Source organism: Streptomyces paludis, assembly GCF_003344965.1.
GTDB lineage: Bacteria > Actinomycetota > Actinomycetes > Streptomycetales > Streptomycetaceae > Streptomyces > Streptomyces paludis.
This window is the reverse complement of record NZ_CP031194.1, coordinates 1,495,606-1,517,620: the sequence shown is the minus strand read 5'-3', so window position 1 is coordinate 1,517,620 and position 22,015 is coordinate 1,495,606. Positions and strand designations below refer to the sequence as shown.

The window sequence follows — 22,015 nt, the reverse complement described above, 5'->3', positions numbered from 1 at the left end:
GCCACGGAGCCGGGGCGTCCGCCGCGTCTGTACGATCGGCCGGATGGCGGGCGAGCGGGCAGGTCACGGGCCGGAGCGGTACGGCGGGCTCCGCCGGCGGGCCGTCCTGCCGGCGCTCGCCGCGCTCCTGCTGCCGTCCGCCGCCTGCACGGCCCCCGCCCCGGCGCGTACCCCGGCGACCACCGCCGGTACCGCCACGGACGCGGTCCGGCTGCTCCTCGCCCGCCGGGCCGCCGCCGTCCTCGACCGCGACGAGGCCGCCTACCTCGCCGTCCTCGACCCGCGCGCGGACACCCTGCGCGCCACCGCGCGCGCCGAGTTCGCGCACCTCGCCGAACTGCCCCTGCGCTCCTGGGACTACCACCTCACCGGCGTACGGCGCACCGGCGCCCGCGCCACCGTCCACGCCGAACTGCGCTACCGGATCACCGGCTACGACACCGCCCCCGTCGCCACCCCCCGCGCGCTCACCCTCGCCGAACACGACGGCCGCTGGTACGTGAGCGCCGACCGGCCCGGCGCGGGCGGCACCGAACAGCTCTGGCAGCAGGGCAGGGTACGGGCCGTACGCGGCGCCCGGAGCCTCGTCCTCGGCGTCGGGCAGGACGAGCGGACGCTGCGCCGGATCGCGGACACCGCCGACCTGGCCGTCCCCGCCGTCGACCGCGCCTGGCCGGACCCCTGGGCCCGCCGGGTGCTCCTGCTCGTACCGGCCTCACGGCAGGCCATGGCCGCGCTGCTGGGGGCGGCCGGGGACGGCTACCGCTCCATCGCCGCCGTCACCACCGGCGAGACGGGCGGTACGGGCCCCACGCCCGCCGACCGGATCATCGTCAACCCCGAGGCGTACGGCGAACTCAGCGACCTCGGCCGGCGCGTCGTCCTCACCCACGAGACCACCCATGTCGCGACCCGCGCCGCCACCTCACCCGCCACCCCCACCTGGCTCTCCGAGGGCTACGCCGACCACATCGCCTACCGAGGCACCGGCCTCACCGCCGCGCGGATCGCCCCCGAACTCCGGCGCGCCGTCCGCCGTGACAAGGCCCCCACCGCCCTGCCGCCCGACACCGACTTCGCCTTCACCGGCGACGCCGACCGGCTCGCCAGGGCGTACGAGAGCGGCTGGCTCGCCTGCGAGCTGATCGCCGACCGCTGGGGCGAGCGGAGCCTGACCGACTTCTACCGGGCCGTCGGCGGCCACACCGGACGCGCGGGCGCGGTGGCGCGGGCCGCCCGCGACATCCTCGGCACCACCGAAGCGGACCTCACGGCGCGCTGGCGCGACTCCGTACGGCAGCGGCTGGGCTGACCCCGTCCGAGGACGGGCGCTCCCGCGCGGGCATCGTCGCGCGCCACAGCGCCCGGCAGGCGGCCACCGAGGCCGCCACCAGCAGACCGTTACGGACGAACAGCAGCGCCACCCCCAGCGGACGCCCCGCCACCACCTGGTCGAACCAGAGCGGGAACTCCAGCTGCGTCACCGCCGTCGCGGCCAGCACCAGAACCGCGGGCAGCGCCATCCGGCCCGGCCGCCGCGTCAGACACACCGCCGCCAGCCCCACCAGCCACAGCATGTACTGCGGGCTGATCACCCGGCTCACCGTCGTGAACAGCAGCACCGCCGCGAACGCCGCGTCGGGCAGCACCGCCGCCGTCAGCCCGCGCGCCCGCAGCCGCCACACCAGCAGCCAGCCGAACGCCACCACGGCGAGCGCCAGCGCCAGCCGGCTCATCAGCGGAACGTACGGCCCCGCGAACTCCACCGAGCCGTAGCTGAACAGCACGCTCCCCTCCCAGCCGAAGTGCCGCGCCACCTGGAAGACCAGCGCCCCCAGCGACTCGACCTCCGTACCCCGGTCGCGCTGGTACGTGAGGAACGCCAGCGCGCCCGGCATCGCCACCCAGCACAGCGCCGTCACCGCGCCCGCCGTGACCGCCGCCGCCGTCCACGCCCGCCGGGTCACCCGGCCGCGCGCGGTCCCCACCAGCAGCAGCGCCGGCCACACCTTCAGCACCGCCCCGAACCCGGCGAGCACCCCCAGCAGCCGGGGCCGCGCCGCCCCCGCGAGCAGCGCGCCCACCGCGACCGCCGTCACCATCAGGTCGTAGCGCGCGTACGCCGTCGCGCCCAGCAGCGGCACCCCCGCGATCCACACCCACGCCCCGCGCGCCGACCGCTCCGGCCCCGCACCGGCCCGGCCCGCCGCGAGCAGCAGCCCCAGCACCACCGCGTCGCACAGACACACCAGCACAAAGAACGCCGGCGCGTAGCCCAGGAACGGCAGCGCCGCCGGCGACACCACCGCGAGCGCGGCGGCCGGCGGATACTGCCACGTCACATCGCCCACCGGATACGTACCGGTGCGCAGCACCTCGTACCAGCCCCGGTAGATCTCCGACACATCGCTCGTCACATCCGGCCCCGGGACCGTGACGACCTTGAAGACACACAGCAGCAGCGCCGCCCTGGTCAGCGCCCACACCGCGACCGCGATCCACGGACCGCGCGCACCCGCCCTGCTCATCCCGTCATGATGCCGCCCGGCACACGACGCCGGGCGGGCGCCGCGCGGGGCGCGCCCGGTACTGTCGGCCGGGATGCGCAAGACACTGATCGTGACCAACGACTTCCCGCCGCGGCCCGGGGGCATCCAGGCGTTCCTGCACAACATGGCGCTGCGGCTGGACCCCGAACGGGTCGTCGTCTACGCCTCCACCTGGAAGCGCGGACGCGAGGGCGCGGAGGCGACGGCGGCGTTCGACGCCGAACAGCCCTTCACCGTCGTCCGCGACCGTACGACCATGCTCCTGCCCACCCCGCGCGTGACCCGGCGCGCCGCCGGGCTGCTCCGGGAGCACGGCTGCCGGTCCGTCTGGTTCGGCGCGGCGGCCCCGCTCGGGCTGATGGGGCCCGCGCTGCGGCGCGCGGGCGCGGAGCGGCTCGTCGCCACCACCCACGGCCACGAGGCCGCCTGGGCGCAACTGCCGGGCTCCCGCGCCCTCCTGCGGCGCATCGGTGAGTCCACGGACACGATCACCTACCTCGGCGAGTACACGCGCTCCCGCATCGCCTCGGCGGTCACCCCCGCGGCGGCGGCGCGCATGGTCCAACTCCCTCCCGGCGTCGACGAGAAGACCTTCCACCCCGACTCCGGCGGCCCGGCCGTCCGCGCGGCGCTCGGCCTCACGGACCGGCCCGTCGTCGTCTGCGTCTCCCGGCTCGTCCCCCGCAAGGGCCAGGACACCCTGATCCGCGCCCTCCCCGCGATTCTGGCCCGCGTCCCGGAAACCGTGCTCCTCGTCGTCGGCGGCGGCCCCTACGAACGCGACCTGCGCCGCCTGGCCGACTCCCTCGGCGTCGCCCCCTCCGTCCGCTTCACCGGCGCCGTCCCCTGGGCCGACCTCCCCGCCCACTTCGGCGCCGGCGATGTCTTCGCCATGCCCTGCCGCACCCGGCGCGGCGGCCTCGACGTCGAGGGCCTCGGCATCGTCTACCTCGAAGCCTCCGCGACGGGCCTCCCGGTCGTCGCCGGCGACTCGGGCGGCGCGCCCGACGCGGTCCTCACCGGCGAAACGGGCTGGGTCGTCCACGGCGCCCCACCACCCCTGGCCGCCCGCGAGTCCGCCGACCGCATCGTCACCCTCCTCCAGGACGCGGAGCTGCGACGGCGGATGGGCGCGCGGGGCCGCGCCTGGGTCGAGGAGAAGTGGCGCTGGGACACCCTGGCGGAGCGGCTGCGGTCGCTCCTGTAGCCGGGCGCCTCGCCTCCCGGCGGGGGGCCGTGGTCTTTGGCGGTGCGGCCGGTGCGGTCGGTGCGCCCGTGGCGGGGGCCGGGGCGGGGTCGCCTACCGGCGGGGCATGGTGCGGGCCGGTTCGAGGTGCGGCTGGTTCGTTTGTGCCGGGGGCCGGGGCACTCCGGAGGCGCATCCCCGGATGCATGATTTACGCCGCGTGCGGCTTCGTCGGCCGACTGCGGACCGTACAGCGGCACAAATCACGCTCTACATCCGGGGACGTCACCTCCTGCGACCCCGGCCCCCTCCGCCCGGTGGACGGCCCGCGCCCAAGCGTCCCGGGCTCGGCCCGGTGGGTCTGTGCGGGTCGTGAAGGGGGCACCGCAGGGGGTGCGTGTCCGGACGTAAAGCGCGATTTGTGCCGCTGAGCGAAACCCGCGGGTGGCCACCGGCCCGCACGCGGCGTAAATCGTGCAGTCCGGGCGCGTGCCACCGGAGGGGACCCCGGCGACAACCCGCACGTACGTACCGGGCTCAGCCCGAGACAAGACCACGGCCCCCCGCCGGGAGGCGGCTAGCGTGTGTACAAGGACTCGATCTCGTCCGCGTAATCCCTCGCCACCACATTCCGCTTCAGCTTCAGCGACGGCGTGATGTGGCCCGCCTCCTCCGTGAACTGGCCCGTCAGGACGCGGAACTTGCGGACGGACTCGGCCTTCGAGACCGCCGCGTTGCCCTCGTCCACCGCCCGTTGGATCTCCGCCAGCAGCTCCGGGTCCTGCCGGAGCGTCGTCGCCGTGGCGTCGGTGGGTTTGCCGTGGTCGGTGGCCCAGCGGGTGAGGAACTCCTCGTCGAGGGTGATCAGCGCGCCGACGAACGGGCGGCCGTCGCCGACGACCATGCATTCGGCGACGAGGGCGTGCGCGCGGATGCGGTCCTCGATGACGGCGGGGGCGACGTTCTTGCCGCCGGCGGTGACGAGGATCTCCTTCTTGCGGCCGGTGATGGAGAGATAGCCGTCCTCGTCGAGGGTGCCGATGTCGCCGGTGTGGAACCAGCCGTCGGTGAGGGCCTCGGCGGTCGCCGCCCCGTTGTTCCAGTAGCCGGCGAAGAGGTGGTCGCCGTGGAGGAGGACCTCGCCGTCGTCCGCGATGCGTACGACGCTGCCCGGCATCGGCTGGCCGACCGTGCCGATCTTCTGGCGGTCCCAGGGGTTGAACGTGGTCGCGGCGCAGGACTCGGTGAGGCCGTACCCCTCCAGGACGGTGAAGCCGATGCCGCGGAAGAAGTGGCCGAGGCGTTCGCCCAGCGGCGCGCCGCCGGAGATGGCGTACTCGCCGCGGCCCCCGAGGACGGCGCGGATCTTGGTGTAGACGAGCCGGTCGAAGACGGCGTGGCGGATCCGCAGGCCGAGGGAGGGGCCGCGCGGGGTGGACAGGGCGCGGCTGTAGTCGATGGCGGTCTGCGCGGCGCGGTCGAAGATCGCGCCCTTGCCGTCGGCGTGGGCCTTGGCGCGGGCCGCGTTGTAGACCTTCTCGAAGACGCGGGGGACGCCGAGGATCAGGGTCGGCCTGAAGGTGGCCAGTTCCTCGGTGAGGTTCTTGATGTCGGGTACGCAGCCGAGCTTGATGGGGGCCATCACGGCGGCCACCTCGACCAGCCGTCCGAAGACATGCGCGGCGGGCAGGAAGAGCAGGACGGAGCACTCGCCGGTGCGGAAGAGGGGCTTGAGGCGCTCGACGGCGTTGCCGCACTCCGCGAAGAAGCTGCGGTGGGTCAGCACACATCCCTTGGGGCGGCCGGTGGTGCCCGAGGTGTAGACGATGGTCGCCGGGTCGTCGGCCTTGGCGCTGGTGGCGCGGGCGTCGGCCGTCTCGTCGCTGACCTCGGCGCCCGCCTCGACGAGCCGGTCCACCCCGCCCCGGTCGATCTGCCAGACGTCGCGGAGACCGGGCAGGGCGTCCCGCACGGACTCCAGCGTCGCCGCGTGGTCGTCGCTCTCGACGATCGCGGCGACCGCGCCGGAGTCACCGAGGATCCACTGGACCTGCTCGGCGGAGCTGGTCTCGTACACCGGTACGGTGACCGCGCCCGCGCTCCAGATGGCGAAGTCGAGCTGCACCCACTCGAAGCGGGTACGGGACATCAGCGCGACCCGGTCGCCGGGCTGGACGCCCGCCGCGATCAGGCCCTTGGCGGCCGCGCGCACCTCGGCGAGGAACTGGGTGGCGGTGACGTCGGTCCAGACGCCGTCCACCTTGCGGCCCAGGACCGCCACCTCGGGATGCTGTACGGCGTTGCGCCGGATGAGATCGGTCAGATTGCCGTCCGAGGGGACCTCGTACAGGGCCGGAAGGCTGAACTCGCGCAAATCTGCTGCTCCTCATCGGGCGCCGGGCGACACGGCTCTGTGCGCGCGGCTGCGGGCCACTGGACTGCCCGGACGTTACCCATCGGTACTCGCTTCTCGATAGGGGGTCTTGGCCGATGTTTCCCGCGTCACACGTTTACGACGGTACCTCGCGCGCCGTGATCCGTGGCGTGCCGGGCCGCGGCGGAAGCGCAGGTCCGGCCCCCTCTACCGGGCGGCCCGGCGGAGTTCTAGGGTGATCGGCATGCGAGGCGTGCGAGGTATGCGAGTCAATGTGGTCAGTGACGTGCACGGCAACGCGCGGGATCTCGCGCGCGCGGGGGACGGCGCCGACGCCCTGATCTGCCTCGGGGATCTCGTGCTCTTCCTGGACTACGCGGACCACTCGCGGGGTATCTTCCCGGACCTCTTCGGCACCGCGAACGCCGACCGGATCGTCGAACTGCGCACCGCCCGCCGCTTCGAGGAGGCCCGGGAGTTCGGCCGGGAGCTGTGGGCCGGGCTCGGGATCGACCAGGCGACCGCCATCGAGAAGGCCGTACGGCGCCAGTACGCCGAACTCTTCGCCGCCTTTCCCACACCGACGTACGCGACCTACGGCAATGTCGATATGCCGGCGCTCTGGCCCGAGTACGCGCGGCCCGGCACCACCGTGCTCGACGGCGAGCGCGTCGAGCTGGGCGGCCGGGTCTTCGGCTTCGTCGGAGGCGGTCTGCGGACGCCGATGCGCACCCCGTACGAGATCTCCGACGAGGAGTACGCGGCCAAGATCGAGGCGCTCGGCGAGGTCGACGTGCTCTGCTCGCACATCCCGCCGGACGTGCCGGAGCTGACGTACGACACCGTCGCCCGCCGCTTCGAGCGCGGCAGCGGCGCCCTGCTGGACGCCATCCGCCGCACCCGGCCGCGGTACGCGCTCTTCGGCCATGTCCACCAGCCGCTGGCCCGCCGGATGCGGATCGGGGCCACCGAGTGCGTGAACGTCGGGCACTTCGCGTCGACCGGGCGGCCCTGGACCATGGAGTGGTGAGCCGGACGGAGGCCGGGCCGCCCCGGACCGGGCGCGGCGGGTCCGCGTCGGCGCGATAGCCTGCACACCGCGCACCCAGGCACCGGAAAGGCACGGCGATGGCGGAACACACCAGTTCGAGCATCACGATCGAGGCGGCACCGGCCGACGTCATGGGCGTGATCGCCGACTTCGCCCGCTACCCGGACTGGACCGGCGAGGTGAAGGAGGCCGAGGTGCTCGCCACCGACGCGGACGGCCGCGCCGAGAAGGTCCGGCTGGTGCTGGACGCCGGCGCCATCAAGGACGACCACACCCTCGCCTACACCTGGACCGGCGACGACCAGGTCAGCTGGACCCTGGTCAAGTCCCAGATGCTGCGCCAGCTGGACGGCTCCTACGCCCTCGCGCCCGTCCCCGGCGGCACGGAGGTCACCTACCGGCTGACCGTCGACGTCAAGATCCCGATGCTCGGCATGATCAAGCGCAAGGCCGAGAAGGTCATCATTGACCGGGCCCTGGCCGGCCTCAAGAAGCGCGTCGAATCCGGTCCGGGGGCCTGACCCCGATGCGTACGGTCCTGGTCACCGGCCCCGGCGGCGCGGGCCGTACCACCGTCGCCGCCGCGACCGCGCAGGCCGCCGCCCGGGGCGGCGCGCGCGCCCTGCTGCTCTCCGCCGATCCGCTCGACGCCCTGCTGGGCCGCCCGGTCGGACCCGCGCCCACCGCGATCGCCGACGGGTTCTGGGCGGCCGGCATCGACTCCGGGGAGCACTTCCGTACGGAACTGCTCGGCCTCCAGGAGCGCCTGGCCACCGGGCTCGACCTGCTCGGCGCCCGCCCGCTGGCCGACGAGGAGATCACCGAACTCCCCGGCAGCGGCCAGTTCGCCCTGCTGCACGCCCTGCGCCGGGCCGCCGAGGGCGACTGGGACGTCGTCGTCGTCGACCTGCCGCCGCTGCGCGAGGCGCTCGCCGTACTCGCCCTGCCCGAACAACTGCGCCGCTATCTGCGCCGGCTGGTGCCCAAGGAACGCCAGGCCGCCCGCGCGCTGCGCCCGTTGATGGCCCAGCTCGCGGGGATACCGATGCCCGCGCACTGGCTCTACGAGGCCGCCGCCCGCTGGGACGAGGGGCTCGCCGCCGTACAGACCCTGATCGAGGCCCCCGGGACGACCGTACGGCTGGTCGCCGAGCCGGGGCCCGCCGCCGCCGAGGCGCTGCGCTCCGCCCGTACCGGCCTCGGCCTCTTCGGACTGCGCGCCGACACCCTCGTCCCCAACCGGGTGCTGCCCGGCGACGACACGGGCCCCTGGCTCGCGACCCTCGTCGCGCAGCAGCGCAAGTGCCTGGAGGAGTGGTACGAGGAGTACGGGGCCGACGGAGCCGTCCGCGAGGCCGCCCACCTGGGCCGGGACCCGCGCGGCCCGGACGACCTCGCCCGGCTCGGAGTCGCGCCCCCCGCCGAGCCGGCGCCCGGTGCGCTCCCCGGGGCCGCGGAGTGGACCGTCGAGGACCGGCTCAGCGAGGAGAAGCTGCTGGTCTGGCACGTACCGCTGCCCGGCGCGGTCAAGAGCGATCTCGGACTGGTCCGCCGCGACGACGAACTCCTGCTCACCGTGGGCGCGTTCCGCCGTATCGTCCCGCTGCCCTCCGCGCTGCGCCGCTGCACGGTCACCGGCGCCGGTCTCACGGACGGCGTGCTGCGCGTGCGCTTCGCGCCCGATCCGGCGCTCTGGCCGCGTACCCCCTGAACGGCGCCCGGCCGTTCGGGTACCGTCGAAGGTGAGCGGCAATGGTGAGCAGCACCGGCCCGATACCGCGGGAGCACCCCATGAGCGATCCCAGCGATCCCACCGAGCGCCCCGCCGCCGACTCGGACGCCTGGGCCTCGGCCTGCGCCGAGGATCTGGAGGCGGAGAAGGCGCGCCGCCGCGCCGCCTACGGGCCGCCGCCCGGATCGGCCGCCGAGGAGCTGCGCAAGCTGGTCGACGCGGTGGCGGACAAGGTCTCCGCCCTCCAGAACCCGCTGTTCGGGATGGCCGCGCAGGGCGCCGTACAGCAGTTCATCCAGCAGGCGAAGGCGGCCGTCGAGCCGGTCATCGAGCGCAACCCGGATGTCTTCGACCATCTCGCCGCCGCCGGTGGTGAACTTCTCGCCGCGTACCGCTCGGCCGTCGAGTCCCAGGAGACCCGGTGGACCCGCGGGGACACCCCGGACGCCGCCCCGGGGCCCGCACCCGACACGAAGACCTCCGGCGACCCCACCGACCCCAGGGACGGAGGGCCCGCTTCCGGCGGTCCGATCGACCTGGACTGACCGGTCGGGCGCCCGCCCTCGGGTACGGTTGACGCCAGCGGGGCTCGACCGAAAACTGAGGGACACATGGGACTCACCATCGGCGTCGACATCGGCGGCACGAAGATCGCGGCCGGCGTGGTCGACGAAGAGGGCGCCATCCTGGAGACGCACAAGGTACCCACCCCGCCGACCGCCGAAGGCATCGTGGACGCGATCTGCGCCGCGGTCTCCGGCGCCGGCGAGGGGCACCAGATCGAGGCGGTCGGCATCGGCGCGGCCGGTTACGTCGACGACAAGCGCGCGACCGTTCTCTTCGCACCGAACATCAACTGGCGGCACGAACCGCTCAAGGACAAGGTCGAGCAGCGGATCGGACTGCCGGTCGTCGTGGAGAACGACGCGAACGCCGCGGCCTGGGGCGAGTACAGGTTCGGCGCCGGCCAGGGCCACGAGGACGTCATCTGCATCACCCTCGGCACCGGCCTCGGCGGCGGCATCATCATCGGCAACAAGCTGCGCCGCGGACGCTTCGGTGTGGCCGCCGAGTTCGGCCATATCCGGGTCGTCCCGGACGGGCTGCTCTGCGGCTGCGGCAGCCAGGGCTGCTGGGAGCAGTACGCGTCGGGGCGCGCCCTCGTGCGCTACGCCAAGCAGCGCGCCAACGCGACACCGGAGAACGCGGGGATACTGCTCGGTCTCGGCGACGGCACCCCGGAGGCCATCGAGGGCCGGCACATCAGCGCGGCGGCCCGCGCGGGCGACCCGGTGGCCGTCGACTCCTTCCGTGAGCTGGCGCGTTGGGCGGGCGCGGGCCTGGCCGACCTGGCCTCGCTCTTCGACCCGTCGGCGTTCATCGTCGGCGGCGGGGTCTCGGACGAGGGCGAGCTGGTCCTCGACCCGATCCGCAAGTCGTTCCGGCGCTGGCTGATCGGCGGCGAGTGGCGTCCGCACGCGCAGGTGCTCGCGGCCCAACTGGGCGGCGAGGCCGGGCTGGTGGGCGCCGCGGACCTGGCCCGGCAGGGCTGACGTACACCTGGTTCACCGCGTACACCCAGCACCTCCGTACACCTCGTTCACCGCGTACAAGTAGCACCGCTACACCTCGCACCTCCGTACGCACGAGCGGTACCGCGCCCGCCGTATCCGTCAGGGATACGGCGGGCGCGGCCGTGTCCGGCGGCGGTGACGCGGTGCCGCTCGGCGCTCGCCCCGCTACGTTGTCCCCATGGCGATGGCGATGGACACGCTGCCCGGCTCCGGCACCGCACCGGACGGTTCGGCCCTGATCCGGGTGCTCAGCTACAACATCCGCTCGATGCGCGACGACCGGGCGGCGCTGGCCCGGGTGATCAGCGCCTGCGCGCCCGATCTCGTCCTCGTCCAGGAGGCGCCCCGCTTCTTCCGCTGGCGCAAGCACGCCGCCTGGCTGGCCGCGCACAGCGGTCTCGTGGTGCTCGGCGGCGGCGCCCCGGCGACCGGCCCGCTGCTGCTCTGCTCGCTGCGCGCCACCGTCGAGCGCACGGAGGACATCCTGCTGCCCCACACCCCGGGCCTGCACCGGCGCGGCTTCGCGACGGCGGTGGTCCGGATCGGCGGCGCCCGGCTGGGGCTGCTCAGCTGCCATCTGAGCCTGCGGGCCGACGAGCGGTACGCGCAGGCGCGGGCGCTGACGGCCCGGCTGGCGGCCCTGGACGTGCCGTACGCCCTCGCCGCCGGCGATATCAACGAGGGCCCCACCGGCCGGAGTTTCCGGCTGCTCGCCCGGGAGCTGCGGGACTGCTGGACGGTCCGCCCCTGGGGCGGCGAGTTCACGTCGACGCCCGCCGCACCGCGTCAGCGCATCGACGCCGTCTTCGTCACGGAGGGGATCGAGGTCCTCGGCTGCGGGGTGCCGCGCGGGCTGCCGGGCGTCACCGAGGACGATCTGAGGGCGGCGACGGACCATCTGCCGGTCCTCGCCGCCCTGCGTGTGCCCGCGTCCTGAAACACGGAAGAGCGCTGAACTCCTGAAGGGCGTTGTTCAGACGACCGCGCCGCGGCCCGGGTCGTCGCTCTCCTCGTCGTCGTCCTTCATCCGGGCCACCAGGGTGGCGAAGCCGCCCAGGAAGCCGCCGACGGAGATCGTCGTCAGCCACCACGTCATCTCCCACTGGAGCAGGACGCACACCAGCATCAGGACGGGACCGCCGAGCACCGCGAGCCAGGCGAACCGGCTGGTCACATCCGACTCGGGCAGCGGCGGCGGCTCCGGCGGGACGAAGTGGCCCTCGTCGCCCGCCTCGAAGTTCTCCTCGCTGGGCTCGGCCAGCCGGTAGTCACGGGGGCCGCCACCGCCGACGCCGGGCGCGAAGACGACGGAACCGCCCAGCGCGGGCTTGCCACCGCCGTCGGCGGGGGAGTCCGCCGCCCGCTCGCCGTCCGGTGCGCCGTCCACGGCGTCCGCGGGCCCGACCGGCCCGGCGGCCTTCTCGGCCGTCTTCCCCGGGCCGCTCTCCGCGGGCTGCTCCGCCGGTTTCTCGGGCGGCTTCGCCGGTGCCTTCTCGGCCGCCTTCTCCGCCGGCTTCTCTACGGCCGGGACCTTCCCCGTACCCGTACGGTTCCGGTCGCCTTCCAGCAGCGCCAGGTCCTCCACGGACTTGAACGGTTTGGCGCCCGGCGGGTCCGCCGGCTCCTCCCCGTACCCCGCGACGATCGCCGCCCAGGCGGCGTCCTCGTCGATCGGCTGCGGCTCTCGGTCCGCGTCATGTTCAGCCACCGGTGGTGCTCCCCTTCTTGCCGACAGACGGAGCGAGCCGGCCGATGAACGCGAGACTCTCGTCGAAAATTTGCTCCGCGTCATGGTCCAACGTCGCGACGTGGTAGCTGTGTTCCAGCTCCACCTCCCGGACATCCACCGAGGAGACCCGGCTGAGGATCCGGGCCGAGTCCGCCGGCGGCACCACATGGTCGACGGTGCTGTGCAGCAGCAGCAACGGCTGGGTGACCTGCGGCAGACCCGTGTCCACCAGCCGGAAGAAATCGCGCAGGGAGTGGGCCGCGTGCAGCGGGACCCGGTCGTAACCGACTTCCTCGACACCGCTCTTGGCGATGTCGCTCACCAGACCCTTCGTCGACGGCACCAGATGGCGGGCGACCGGCAGCGCGTACGCCGCGAGGCCGTGCACCTTGATCCCGGGGTTGACCACCACGACCCCGCTGACCGCCCGCCCGTGCTTCGAGGCGAGCCGCAGCGCCAGCGCCCCGCCCATCGAGAGGCCGGCCACGAAGACCTGGGAGCAGCGCTCCAGCAGCTCCCGCAGCGCCCGGTCCACCTCCGCGTACCAGTCCTGCCAGCCGGTGAGCTGCATGTCCCGCCAGCGGGTGCCGTGGCCGGGAAGCAGCGGCAGAGAGACCGTCAGACCCCGCGCGGCCAGATACTCGGCCCAGGGACGCAGCGACTGCGGGGAGCCGGTGAATCCGTGACAGAGAAGGACGCCGACCTCGCCGCCCTCATGACGGTACGGCTCGGCTCCGGGGAGGACCGGCACGGGGTCTCCTGTTCGTGAGTCTCGGAAGATGTACTTCACCGTACGCGACCGGACCGACACCGACCAGGTCCGTCGGGCCCCCATGAAGGGGAGCCCGGGGCGGCCACGGGTTAAGGTCTCTCCGACAGCACACAGGAGGCACCCGAGTTGATCTACGGCGCAATGAAGTTCTCCATCGGCGGGTCCCTGAAACTCGCCTTCAGGCCCTGGGTGGAGGGCCTTGAGAACATTCCCGCGGAGGGGCCGGCGATCCTCGCGAGCAACCATCTCTCCTTCTCCGACTCGTTCTTCCTGCCGGCCGTGCTCGACCGCAAGGTCACCTTCATCGCCAAGTCCGAGTACTTCACCTCGCCCGGGGTGAAGGGCAAGCTCACCGCCGCCTTCTTCAAGGGCGTCGGCCAGCTGCCGGTGGACCGCTCGGGCGCGCGCGGCGCGGGCGACGCCGCGATCCAGAGCGGGATCAGGGTGCTGGCCAACGGCGAACTCTTCGGTATCTACCCGGAGGGCACCCGCTCGCCGGACGGCCGTCTCTACCGGGGCAAGCCCGGCGGCCTCGCGCGCGTGGCGCTCGGCTCCGGGGCGCCGGTCATCCCCATCGCGATGATCAACACGGAGAAGATCCAGCCGCCCGGCAAGGTCCTCCCGAAGCTGATGCGGCCGGGCATCCGGATCGGCAAGCCGCTGGACTTCAGCCGCTACCACGGCATGGAGGGCGACCGTTTCATCCTGCGGTCGATCACCGACGAGGTCATGTACGAGATCATGAAGCTCGGCGGGCAGGAGTACGTCGACATCTACGCGACCGCGGCGAAGCGCCAGCTCGCCGAGGAGGCGAAGGCGGCGAGCGCCGCCAGGAGCGCGAACCAGAGGGCGGCGGACCCGAAGGGCGAGTGAACCGCCGCCGGCGGCGGAAACGACAGGGGGGCACATGGCGAAGAGCAAGCCTGCCGCACGGATGTCCGTGGAGCTGCCGCTGTGGCGGGCGCTGACCGGCTACCGGCTGCTGACGATGGTCTACGCGATCCTGCTCTTCGTCCTGGGGCGGGATGAGTTCGAACGCCCTTGGATCGCCATCGTGTTCCTCGCGTTCCTGGCCGTCTGGACGATCGCCACCCTGCCCAAGGTGGCGAACGCGGCCCGCTGCACCACCCGCTTCCTGGCCGCCGACCTCACCATCGCGCTCACCGGCATTCTGCTGACCCCGCTGGCCGATTTCGACGCCCGGACCGTCGACGGCACCACCCTGCCGTCCATATGGACCGCCGGCGCGGTCCTCGCCTTCGCCCTCAAGGGCGGCTGGCGCTGGGCCGCCTTCGCCTCGTCCCTCGTAGCGGTCGCCAACCTCATCGAGCGCGGCCACCCCAGCCGGGACACCGCCCACAACGTGCTGCTGGTGTGGTTCGTCTCCATCGCCATCGGATACGTCGTCGAGGTCGCCCGCGCCATCGAGGCCACCCTGGCGCGCGCCCTGGAGATCGACGCGGCCACGCGGGAGCGCGAACGGCTGGCCCGCGACATCCACGACAGCGTCCTCCAGGTGCTGGCGATGGTGCAGCGGCGCGGTACGGCCCTGGGCGGCGAGGCCGCCGAGCTGGGCCGGATGGCGGGCGAGCAGGAGATCGCCCTGCGCAGCCTGGTCACCGGCGGCCCGGTCCCCGCGCCCCGCGTGCGGGGGGACGCCGGGCCGGCGGACGCAGGGCGGGCGGACGCACCCGGCGCCGACGACGGCCCGTGCGATCTGCGCGCCCTGCTCACGCCGTACGCCGGCCCCCGCGTCAGCTTCGCGGAACCGGGCACCCCGGTGATGCTGGAACGGGCCGCGGCGGACGAGTTGGCCGCCGCCGTCGGTGCCGCGCTGGACAATGTCGGCAGACACGCGGGTACGGACGCCCGCGCCTGGATCCTGGTCGAGGACTGGACGGACGAGGTGATCGTGACCGTACGGGACGACGGCCCCGGCATCCCCGAGGGCCGGCTCGCGCAGGCCGAGGGGGAGGGCCGGCTCGGGGTGGCCCTCTCGATCCGGGGCCGGCTGCGGGATCTCGGCGGGACGGCCGAGCTGATCTCCGTGCCGGGTCAGGGCACCGAGGTCGAACTGAGAGTTCCACGGGGACGGGGAAAGAAGGACCGATGAGCGAGCGCGACATGACGACGACGGCCGATGCGGCGGACACGCACAGTCCCCTCCGGGTGATGGTGGTCGACGACCACCCGATGTGGCGGGACGCGGTCGCCCGCGACCTGGACGCGGCGGGTTTCGAGGTCGTCGCCACGGCCGGGGACGGCCCGCAGGCGGTGCGCCGCGCGCGGGCGGTCAGCCCGGCCGTCCTGGTCCTCGACCTCAATCTCCCGGGCATGCCCGGCGTCCAGGTCTGCAAGGAGCTGGTCGGCTCGCTCCAGGGGCTGCGCGTCCTGGTGCTCTCCGCCAGCGGCGAGCACGCCGACGTCCTCGAAGCGGTCAAGTCCGGCGCCACCGGCTATCTGCTCAAGTCGGCCAGTACGGAGGAGCTGACCGACGCCGTACGCCGCACGGCGGCCGGTGAGGCGGTCTTCACCCCCGGGCTGGCCGGGCTGGTCCTCGGCGAGTACCGCAGGCTGGCCTCCGAGCCGGCGCCCACCGCGTCCGACAAGCCCAAGGCGCCGCAGCTGACCGACCGGGAGACCGAGGTGCTGCGGCTCGTCGCCAAGGGGCTGTCGTACAAGCAGATCGCCGAACGGCTGGTCATCTCGCACCGCACCGTGCAGAACCATGTGCAGAACACCCTCGGCAAGCTCCAGCTCCACAACCGCGTCGAGCTGGTGCGGTACGCGATCGAGCGCGGCCTCGACGACGTCTGAGCGGCGGGGTACGGACGGGCGACGGGCCCGCGCGGGCCCGTCCCCACCTGACCTCGGCGCCTGACCTCAGCCCGACGCGGTGACCCGCCCGGCTCCCGCGCCCAGACCCGTCAGCAGCTCCGTGACGATCGCCGGGCCGTTCAGCGTCAGCACGGACTCCGGGTGGAACTGGACCGAGGCGAATCCGGCGCCGCGCAGCGCGTGCACCTCGCCGCTCGCCGGGTCCCGGCTCACCGCCACACCGTGCGCCGCCAGCTCCGCCGCCGACGCGTCGTCGCAGCGCGCGGTGAAGCTGTTGTAGAAACCGACGGTCTCCGGCCGGCCGAAGAGACCGATCCGGGCCTGGAGGCCCTGGTACGGCACCCGCTTGCGGACGATGCCCAGGCCCAGCTCCGCCGCGATCAGCTCATGGCCGAGGCAGACGCCCAGCAGACCGCCCCGGCGCGCCGCCGCGCCGCCGATCAGCCCGGCCGCGAGCCCGCGCAGCAGCCGCATCTTCGGGTCGGCGGCGTCCGCCGGGTCACCGGGCCCCGGGCCGAGCACCACGGGCCCCTCATGGCCGAGCGCGGTCTCCCGCAGCCCCGGCTCGTCGTAGCGCCGTACCGTCACCTCCAGCCTGGAGGAGCGCAGCAGATGGGCGAGCATCGTGGTGAAGGTGTCCTCCCCGTCCACCACCAGGGCGTGCCCCGTCAGCGCCGGCCGCTCCTCCTGCATCCGCAGCCAGAACGGCGCGAGATCCGCCCGCCGCGCGTCCAGCGCCGCCCGTACCCGGGGATCGTCCGCGAGCCGCCGCCGCGCCGGTTCCGTACGGGCGGGGGCCGGGGCGGCCCCGAGCGCCGCCAGCACGCCCGCCGCCTTGGCGTGCGTCTCGGCCACCTCGCTCTCCGGGCGCGAGTGGCGTACGAGCGTCGCGCCGACCGGCACCCGCAGCCCGCCGCCGGCGTCGATGTCGGCCGTACGGATCAGGATGGGCGAGTCGAGCGTCTGCGCCCCGCCCGCGTCCCGTCCGATGAGCGCGAGCGCGCCGCCGTAGTAGCCGCGCCCGTCCGGCTCGTGGCGCTCGATGACCCGGCAGGCGTTCTGCACCGGCGATCCCGTGACCGTCGCCGCGAACATCGTCTCCCGCAGCACCTCGCGCACATCGAGCGACGACCGGCCGCGCAACTCGTACTCGGTGTGCGCGAGATGGGCCATCTCCTTGAGCCGGGGGCCGATCACCACCCCGCCCCGGTCACCGACCGCGCACATCATCTTCAGCTCCTCGTCCACCACCATGGACAGCTCGTCGGTCTCCTTGCGGTCGCCGAGGAACTCCAGCAGCCCCGCCGTGTCAGGCCCCTGCGGCGGATAGCGGAAGGTGCCGCTGATCGGATTCATCACGACCGTCCCGCCGCTCATCCGTACGTGCACCTCGGGACTGGCGCCGACCAGCGTGCGCGCGCCGGTGTGCACCAGGAACGTCCAGTACGCGCCGCGCTCGCCCGCGAGCAGCCGCCGGAAGAGCGCGAGCGCGTCCGCCCGGCCGAAGCCGGGGATCCGGCCCTCGAAGGTCCGCCGGATCACGAAGTTCGCGCCCTCGCCCCGGCCGATCTCGTCGTCGACGACCCGCCGTACGACATCCGCGTACCGGTCGTCGTCCAGGTCGAAGGCGCCGTCCTCGACGCGTACGTCCCGCGCGGGCAGCAGCCCGAGCAGCTCGTCCAGCGGCAGCTCGTACGTCTCGTCCGCGACCAGCACGGCCAGCGGGGTGCCGTCGTCCCGTACGTCGAAGCCCCGCTCCCGGATCTGCCGGAACGGTACGAGCGCGAGCGCGGTCCGGCCCCCGTCCGGGAGGTCGGCGAGCCGGCCCGCCTCGTGGACGGGGCCGATCAGCAGCTCCACGGTCCCGTGGTCGCGGCCGGGGGTACGGCGGCGCAGCAGGGCGAAGGGCGGGCAGTCGTCGGCGAGCAGCCGGGCGACGAGCGCGTCGAGCGGCGGGGGAGGGGTGAGCGGGGCGGTAGCCATGGGCGGGTGTTCCTTCCGGGAGGGGGAGAGGAACGGCCCGCCTTCCCCGGCCGGTGTCCCGGCCCCGGAAAACACTGAAGGCCGCCCCTCGGGCGGCCTTCGCGATACGTTGCGCGCGATGTCAGTGGGCCGCCGGACGAGCGGGCCACCACCAGGTCTGGTTCGAAAGCGCGAACATGAGCGGCACCCTAGCGCATCGGGACGGGCCGCGCGTTCCACACTGTGGTCCGTGCGGATGAACGCCGCGCCGACCACGTAATCTGGGGCGCGTGACAGTGAACGCTGAGAAGTCCACCACCGACGTGCCGTCCTGGCAGGATCTGCCCGCTGCCCAGCAGCCGGAGTATCCGGACCAGGCGGCCCTGCGCGAGGTCGTGGCCGAACTGGCGGCCTATCCTCCGCTCGTCTTCGCGGGCGAGTGCGACCAGCTGCGGTCCCGGATGGCGGCCGTGGCGAAGGGCGAGGCGTTCCTGCTCCAGGGCGGCGACTGCGCCGAGGCGTTCGACGCCGTCTCCGCGGACCAGATCCGGAACAAGCTGAAGACCCTGCTCCAGATGGGCGCCGTCCTCACCTACGCGGCGTCCGTGCCCGTCGTGAAGGTCGGCCGGATCGCCGGCCAGTACTCGAAGCCGCGCTCCAAGGGCACCGAGACCCGGGACGGCGTCACCCTGCCGACGTACCGCGGTGACTCCGTCAACGGCTTCGCCTTCAACGAGAAGGACCGCGTCCCGGACCCCGAGCGGCTCAAGCGGATGTACCACGCGTCCGCCGCGACGCTCAACCTCGTCCGCGCCTTCACCACCGGCGGCTACGCCGACCTGCGCCAGGTGCACGCCTGGAACCAGGACTTCGTGAAGTCGTCCCCGTCCGGCCAGCGCTACGAGCAGCTCGCCCGCGAGATCGACAACGCGCTGAACTTCATGAAGGCCGCGGGCACCGACCCGGCCGAGTTCCGCACCGTCGAGTTCTACTCGTCGCACGAGGCGCTGCTGCTGGACTACGAGACGGCGCTGACCCGCGTCGACTCCCGGACCGGCAAGCTGTACGACGTCTCGGGCCACATGCTCTGGATCGGTGAGCGCACCCGGCAGCTCGACGGCGCGCACATCGAGTTCGCCTCGAAGGTCCGCAACCCGATCGGGATCAAGCTCGGCCCGACGACCACGGTGGACGAGGCGCTCACCTACATCGACCGGCTCGACCCCGACCGCGAGCCCGGCCGGCTGACCTTCATCGTCCGGATGGGCGCCGACAAGGTGCGGGACAAGCTGCCCCAGCTGGTCGAGAAGGTCACGGCCGCCGGCGCCACGGTGGCGTGGGTGACCGACCCGATGCACGGCAACACCTTCGAGGCGGCCTCCGGCCACAAGACCCGCCGCTTCGACGACGTGCTCGACGAGGTCAAGGGCTTCTTCGAGGTCCACAAGGGCCTCGGCACCCACCCGGGCGGCATCCATGTCGAGCTGACCGGCGACGATGTCACCGAGTGCGTGGGCGGCGGCGACGAGATCTTCGTCGACGATCTCCACCAGCGCTACGAGACGGCCTGCGACCCGCGCCTCAACCGCAGCCAGTCGCTGGACCTGGCCTTCCTCGTCGCCGAGATGTACCGCGACCAGTAGGTCCGGAACCGGACGGAGTACGACGGCGGGGTACGGATCGATGTGATCCGTACCCCACTGGCGTTTCCGGGACTTTTCCGCCGGGCCCGGCGCGGGTAAGGTTAGGTTAGCCTCACCGGAAGGGTCCGGAGCGGCACTCCGGAGACTCCGGCCTCGACCCCACCGGGAGGTGAACCGCGTGTACGTCTGCTCCTGCTTCGGCATCACCGAAACACAGGTCAGGGAACACGCGGCGGGGGGTGCGTGCACCCCCCGGCAGATCGCCTCGGCCAGCAAGGCCGGCACCGACTGCGGCTCCTGCGTACGCCGGATCCAGTCGCTCCTGGGCCGCGGTGGCTGCCCGCGCCGCGAGCTGCTGTCCGAGACCCTCGCGGGAGCCTCGGAGACGGCCGTACAGGCCGTGCAGGCCGTACAGGACCTTCCCGAAGCCGCCTGACGCCCGGCGCCCGACTTCTGTGCCCGGCCGGTCAGCTGTCGGGCTGCTCGATCAGCTGCGCGATGTAGAGCGCCTCACCGAGCTTCTCGACCAGCTCCAGCTGGGTGTCGAGATAGTCGATGTGGTGCTCCTCGTCCTCCAGGATCGATTCGAAGATCCCCTTGGACGTGTGGTCGCCCTTGGCCCGCATGACATCGATCCCGCGCTTCAGCCGGTCGATCGCCTCCACCTCGACCTGCCGGTCGGCCTGGAACATCTCGGTGACGGTCTGGCCGACACGTACATGGAAAAGCCGCTGATAGTTGGGCAGCCCGTCCAGGAACAGAATCCGGTCGGTGAGCAGCTCGGCGTGCTTCATCTCGTCGAAGGATTCGGCGCGTGTGTACTTGGCGAGCTTCGTCCAGCCGAAGTTCTCCTGCATCTTCGCGTGGAGAAAGTACTGGTTGATCGCGGTGAGTTCGGCAGTCAGCTGCTCATTGAGAAATTCAATGACCTCGGGGTCGCCCTGCATCGCAGGACTCCTTTCGCGCAAGGTGACGGGGCAGAATGCGCGCATCTTTGCACCGACTCCGACGGGCCGTCCAGTAAGTGCATGCTTAGTAGGAGTTGCCCGAATCGGCCCGTGCCTGGTCATGACCACCCCCACCGGTCTGTCACCATGGAAGACATGGGTCAGCCGGAGAGCCGGGAACGTCGGGAGCCGGAACAGCCCGAGCTGCCACCGGGGCAGCGGCTCCAGCGCGGCTGGCCGGTCACCCATTACGGGCCGGTGCCGAAGTTCCGGCCGGAACGCTGGGAGTTCCGGGTCTTCGGAGCGACCGCCGACGGCGACAAACACTGCTGGAATCACGGAGAATTCTCGGCCCTGCCGTTCTCCACGGTCGTCGCCGATCTGCACTGCGTGACGAAGTTCAGCATGGTCGGAGCCGAATGGGGCGGTGTCCCCGCCCGTACGGTCGTCGAACTCGCACCGCCCGCGCCCGACGTGACCCATGTGATGGTCTGGGCCGAATACGGCTTCAGCGCGAATCTCCGGCTCGACGATTTCGTTGGCGACCGTACGATCTTCGCCACCCACAAGGACGGTGAACTGCTCACTGCCGAGCACGGATTCCCGGTCCGGCTCGTCGTCCCGCACCTGTACGCCTGGAAGGGCCCCAAGTGGGTCCGGGGCGTCGAGTACATGACCGCCGACCGGCGCGGCTTCTGGGAGGAGCGCGGCTACCACAACGTCGGCGACCCCTGGGCCGAGCAGCGCTACTCGTACCAGGAGGAACCCGGCGACGGGCCGGAACTCTAGGTCCGAAAGGTCTTAGCCGCGCAGCTTCTTCAGCCGCTCCACGTCCGACGCGTGCCCGGCCCCGTGGCCGGGCGTCTCGATCACCAGCGGTACGCCCTCCGTCGCCGGATGCCGGAACAGCTCCCGGAACGGTTCCTCGCCGATATGGCCCGCGCCGATGTTCTCGTGGCGGTCCTTGTGCGCGCCGACCACGTCCTTCGAGTCATTGGCGTGGATCAGCCGCAGCCTTCCCGCGCCGACCGTCTCCACCAGTAGGTCCAGCGTCTGCCGCATCCCGTGCGGACCGGTCAGATCGTGCCCGGCCGCGAAGATGTGGCAGGTGTCCAGACAGACCCCCAGCTTCGGATGCGCGTCCAGCGCCTCGAAGTACGGCCCGAAGTCCCAGGTCCGGGAGCAGAGCGAGGAGCCCTGGCCCGCCGTCGACTCCAGCAGCAGATACGGGTCGTCGTCGTGGTCCAGCTCGTCCAGCAGCGGCAGCACCAGATCCCGCACCTGCGCCAGCGCCACCTCGCGCGACCGCCCGCCCGTCGCCGAGCCAGTGTGCACCACCACGCCCGGCGCGCCGATCTCGCGGGCCCGGCGCAGACTGTGCCGCAGGGACTCCACCGACTTCTCGGCCGTCGCCTCCGTGTGCGAGCCGAAGTTGATCAGATACGGCGCGTGGACATACGCCGCGATGCCCTCCGCCGCGCACTCCGCGCGGAACCGCTCGTCCTGCGCCGGATTCCCGGCCGGTGTCGCCCAGCCCCGCGGGTTGGCGACGAACACCTGGACGACCTCGGCCCCCAGCTCACGTGCGTAGGCCAGACCGGTCGTCGCCAGCCCGCCGGCCACGGGGACATGGCCGCCGACAGGGTTGCGCATCCGCC

21 protein-coding genes are annotated in these 22,015 nt (G+C 72.9%); 14 read left to right on the top strand and 7 right to left on the bottom strand.

Translation table 11 applies throughout. From position 1 onward, the window contains the following. Window positions 1–43 precede the first annotated feature (43 nt). Window positions 44–1,312 carry a hypothetical protein gene (locus DVK44_RS06605; protein WP_114658785.1) on the top strand — a complete coding sequence of 423 codons (1,269 nt, stop codon included), beginning with the start codon at window positions 44–46 and terminating at the stop codon, window positions 1,310–1,312. On the opposite strand, the gene DVK44_RS06600 is transcribed toward DVK44_RS06605, so the two are convergent. Then, on the bottom strand, window positions 1,269–2,528 hold the full coding sequence (locus tag DVK44_RS06600) for a glycosyltransferase family 87 protein (RefSeq protein WP_114658784.1): 1,260 nt from the start codon (window positions 2,526–2,528) through the stop codon (window positions 1,269–1,271). The two genes, DVK44_RS06605 and DVK44_RS06600, sit on opposite strands and share 44 nt — an antisense overlap. 73 nt (window positions 2,529–2,601) lie before the next feature. Here DVK44_RS06600 and DVK44_RS06595 point away from each other — a divergent pair, with 73 nt between their 5' ends. Continuing rightward, a complete protein-coding gene (locus DVK44_RS06595) occupies window positions 2,602–3,756 on the top strand; it encodes a glycosyltransferase family 4 protein (RefSeq protein WP_114658783.1) in 1,155 nt (384 codons plus the stop codon). Window positions 3,757–4,312: 556 nt separating this feature from the next. Here the strand turns inward: DVK44_RS06595 and DVK44_RS06590 are convergent. After that, the gene (locus DVK44_RS06590) at window positions 4,313–6,109 is read right to left on the bottom strand and encodes an AMP-dependent synthetase/ligase (protein ID WP_114658782.1); all 1,797 of its coding nucleotides are present in this window, start codon (window positions 6,107–6,109) and stop codon (window positions 4,313–4,315) included. A gap of 262 nt (window positions 6,110–6,371) precedes the next feature. Between DVK44_RS06590 and DVK44_RS06585 the strand changes: the two genes are divergently transcribed. From DVK44_RS06585 to DVK44_RS06560, 6 genes are all read left to right on the top strand, one after another. Next, window positions 6,372–7,139: a metallophosphoesterase family protein gene (locus DVK44_RS06585; protein WP_114658781.1), complete on the top strand. Its 768-nt coding sequence runs from the start codon at window positions 6,372–6,374 to the stop codon at window positions 7,137–7,139. 98 nt (window positions 7,140–7,237) lie between these two features. After that, a complete protein-coding gene (locus DVK44_RS06580; protein WP_114658780.1) occupies window positions 7,238–7,681 on the top strand; it encodes an SRPBCC family protein in 444 nt (147 codons plus the stop codon). A 5-nt stretch (window positions 7,682–7,686) separates the two neighbouring features. After that, on the top strand, window positions 7,687–8,871 hold the full coding sequence (locus DVK44_RS06575) for an ArsA family ATPase (RefSeq protein ID WP_114658779.1): 1,185 nt from the start codon (window positions 7,687–7,689) through the stop codon (window positions 8,869–8,871). 80 nt (window positions 8,872–8,951) lie between these two features. Continuing rightward, on the top strand, window positions 8,952–9,437 hold the full coding sequence (locus DVK44_RS06570; protein WP_114664947.1) for a DUF5304 domain-containing protein: 486 nt from the start codon (window positions 8,952–8,954) through the stop codon (window positions 9,435–9,437). 66 nt (window positions 9,438–9,503) lie between these two features. Next, the gene (locus tag DVK44_RS06565) at window positions 9,504–10,445 is read left to right on the top strand and encodes an ROK family glucokinase (RefSeq protein ID WP_114658778.1); all 942 of its coding nucleotides are present in this window, start codon (window positions 9,504–9,506) and stop codon (window positions 10,443–10,445) included. 205 nt (window positions 10,446–10,650) lie between these two features. Continuing rightward, window positions 10,651–11,403, top strand: a complete 753-nt coding sequence (locus DVK44_RS06560; protein WP_181957612.1) for an endonuclease/exonuclease/phosphatase family protein — start codon at window positions 10,651–10,653, stop codon at window positions 11,401–11,403. Window positions 11,404–11,439: 36 nt separating this feature from the next. Here DVK44_RS06560 and DVK44_RS06555 read toward each other — a convergent pair whose 3' ends face one another. Together DVK44_RS06555 and DVK44_RS06550 are read right to left on the bottom strand one after the other, a co-directional pair. Continuing rightward, window positions 11,440–12,174: a hypothetical protein gene (locus DVK44_RS06555; protein ID WP_114658777.1), complete on the bottom strand. Its 735-nt coding sequence runs from the start codon at window positions 12,172–12,174 to the stop codon at window positions 11,440–11,442. Beyond that, the gene (locus DVK44_RS06550) at window positions 12,167–12,946 is read right to left on the bottom strand and encodes an alpha/beta hydrolase (RefSeq protein WP_114658776.1); all 780 of its coding nucleotides are present in this window, start codon (window positions 12,944–12,946) and stop codon (window positions 12,167–12,169) included. The genes DVK44_RS06555 and DVK44_RS06550 overlap by 8 nt, the downstream gene beginning before the upstream one ends. A gap of 147 nt (window positions 12,947–13,093) precedes the next feature. Between DVK44_RS06550 and DVK44_RS06545 the strand changes: the two genes are divergently transcribed. Genes DVK44_RS06545 through DVK44_RS06535 form a run of 3 tightly spaced genes read left to right on the top strand, consistent with a single transcriptional unit; the run spans window position 13,094 to window position 15,784 of the window. Beyond that, entirely contained in the window at window positions 13,094–13,840 is a 747-nt protein-coding gene (locus DVK44_RS06545) for a lysophospholipid acyltransferase family protein (protein ID WP_114658775.1), read from the top strand. 34 nt (window positions 13,841–13,874) lie between these two features. Beyond that, window positions 13,875–15,080 carry a MacS family sensor histidine kinase gene (gene macS / locus DVK44_RS06540; RefSeq protein WP_114658774.1) on the top strand — a complete coding sequence of 402 codons (1,206 nt, stop codon included), beginning with the start codon at window positions 13,875–13,877 and terminating at the stop codon, window positions 15,078–15,080. Then, window positions 15,077–15,784 carry a response regulator gene (locus tag DVK44_RS06535; protein ID WP_408055293.1) on the top strand — a complete coding sequence of 236 codons (708 nt, stop codon included), beginning with the start codon at window positions 15,077–15,079 and terminating at the stop codon, window positions 15,782–15,784. The genes macS and DVK44_RS06535 overlap by 4 nt, the downstream gene beginning before the upstream one ends. A gap of 66 nt (window positions 15,785–15,850) precedes the next feature. Here the strand turns inward: DVK44_RS06535 and DVK44_RS06530 are convergent, their stop codons facing one another. Beyond that, on the bottom strand, window positions 15,851–17,788 hold the full coding sequence (locus DVK44_RS06530; RefSeq protein ID WP_114658773.1) for an anthranilate synthase family protein: 1,938 nt from the start codon (window positions 17,786–17,788) through the stop codon (window positions 15,851–15,853). Window positions 17,789–18,057: 269 nt separating this feature from the next. On the opposite strand from DVK44_RS06530, the gene DVK44_RS06525 reads away from it, so the two are divergent. Together DVK44_RS06525 and DVK44_RS06520 are read left to right on the top strand one after the other, a co-directional pair. Next, window positions 18,058–19,410 carry a class II 3-deoxy-7-phosphoheptulonate synthase gene (locus DVK44_RS06525; RefSeq protein ID WP_114658772.1) on the top strand — a complete coding sequence of 451 codons (1,353 nt, stop codon included), beginning with the start codon at window positions 18,058–18,060 and terminating at the stop codon, window positions 19,408–19,410. 178 nt (window positions 19,411–19,588) lie between these two features. Further along, window positions 19,589–19,846, top strand: coding sequence for a (2Fe-2S)-binding protein (locus DVK44_RS06520; RefSeq protein ID WP_114664944.1), 258 nt, complete (start codon window positions 19,589–19,591; stop codon window positions 19,844–19,846). Window positions 19,847–19,877: 31 nt separating this feature from the next. On the opposite strand, the gene bfr is transcribed toward DVK44_RS06520, so the two are convergent. After that, a complete protein-coding gene (gene bfr, locus DVK44_RS06515) occupies window positions 19,878–20,357 on the bottom strand; it encodes a bacterioferritin (protein ID WP_114658771.1) in 480 nt (159 codons plus the stop codon). Between the two features lie 156 nt (window positions 20,358–20,513). Between bfr and DVK44_RS06510 the strand changes: the two genes are divergently transcribed. Further along, window positions 20,514–21,146, top strand: coding sequence for a sulfite oxidase-like oxidoreductase (locus DVK44_RS06510; RefSeq protein ID WP_114658770.1), 633 nt, complete (start codon window positions 20,514–20,516; stop codon window positions 21,144–21,146). Window positions 21,147–21,158: 12 nt separating this feature from the next. On the opposite strand, the gene DVK44_RS06505 is transcribed toward DVK44_RS06510, so the two are convergent. Continuing rightward, complete coding sequence (locus tag DVK44_RS06505; RefSeq protein WP_114658769.1) at window positions 21,159–22,010, bottom strand: deoxyribonuclease IV; 852 nt, start codon at window positions 22,008–22,010, stop codon at window positions 21,159–21,161. Between the last annotated feature and the right edge of the window lie 5 nt (window positions 22,011–22,015).

Coding starts and splice junctions, on each gene's coding strand:
- DVK44_RS06565 (WP_114658778.1), top strand. CDS start 9,504: ATGGGACTCACCATCGGCGTCGACATCGGCGGCACGAAGATCGCGGCC.
- DVK44_RS06585 (WP_114658781.1), top strand. CDS start 6,372: ATGCGAGTCAATGTGGTCAGTGACGTGCACGGCAACGCGCGGGATCTC.
- DVK44_RS06535 (WP_408055293.1), top strand. CDS start 15,077: ATGAGCGAGCGCGACATGACGACGACGGCCGATGCGGCGGACACGCAC.
- macS (WP_114658774.1), top strand. CDS start 13,875: ATGGCGAAGAGCAAGCCTGCCGCACGGATGTCCGTGGAGCTGCCGCTG.
- DVK44_RS06605 (WP_114658785.1), top strand. CDS start 44: ATGGCGGGCGAGCGGGCAGGTCACGGGCCGGAGCGGTACGGCGGGCTC.
- DVK44_RS06510 (WP_114658770.1), top strand. CDS start 20,514: ATGGGTCAGCCGGAGAGCCGGGAACGTCGGGAGCCGGAACAGCCCGAG.
- DVK44_RS06575 (WP_114658779.1), top strand. CDS start 7,687: ATGCGTACGGTCCTGGTCACCGGCCCCGGCGGCGCGGGCCGTACCACC.
- DVK44_RS06570 (WP_114664947.1), top strand. CDS start 8,952: ATGAGCGATCCCAGCGATCCCACCGAGCGCCCCGCCGCCGACTCGGAC.
- DVK44_RS06595 (WP_114658783.1), top strand. CDS start 2,602: ATGCGCAAGACACTGATCGTGACCAACGACTTCCCGCCGCGGCCCGGG.
- DVK44_RS06505 (WP_114658769.1), bottom strand. CDS start 22,010: ATGCGCAACCCTGTCGGCGGCCATGTCCCCGTGGCCGGCGGGCTGGCG.
- DVK44_RS06560 (WP_181957612.1), top strand. CDS start 10,651: ATGGCGATGGACACGCTGCCCGGCTCCGGCACCGCACCGGACGGTTCG.
- DVK44_RS06530 (WP_114658773.1), bottom strand. CDS start 17,788: ATGGCTACCGCCCCGCTCACCCCTCCCCCGCCGCTCGACGCGCTCGTC.
- DVK44_RS06600 (WP_114658784.1), bottom strand. CDS start 2,528: ATGAGCAGGGCGGGTGCGCGCGGTCCGTGGATCGCGGTCGCGGTGTGG.
- DVK44_RS06580 (WP_114658780.1), top strand. CDS start 7,238: ATGGCGGAACACACCAGTTCGAGCATCACGATCGAGGCGGCACCGGCC.
- bfr (WP_114658771.1), bottom strand. CDS start 20,357: ATGCAGGGCGACCCCGAGGTCATTGAATTTCTCAATGAGCAGCTGACT.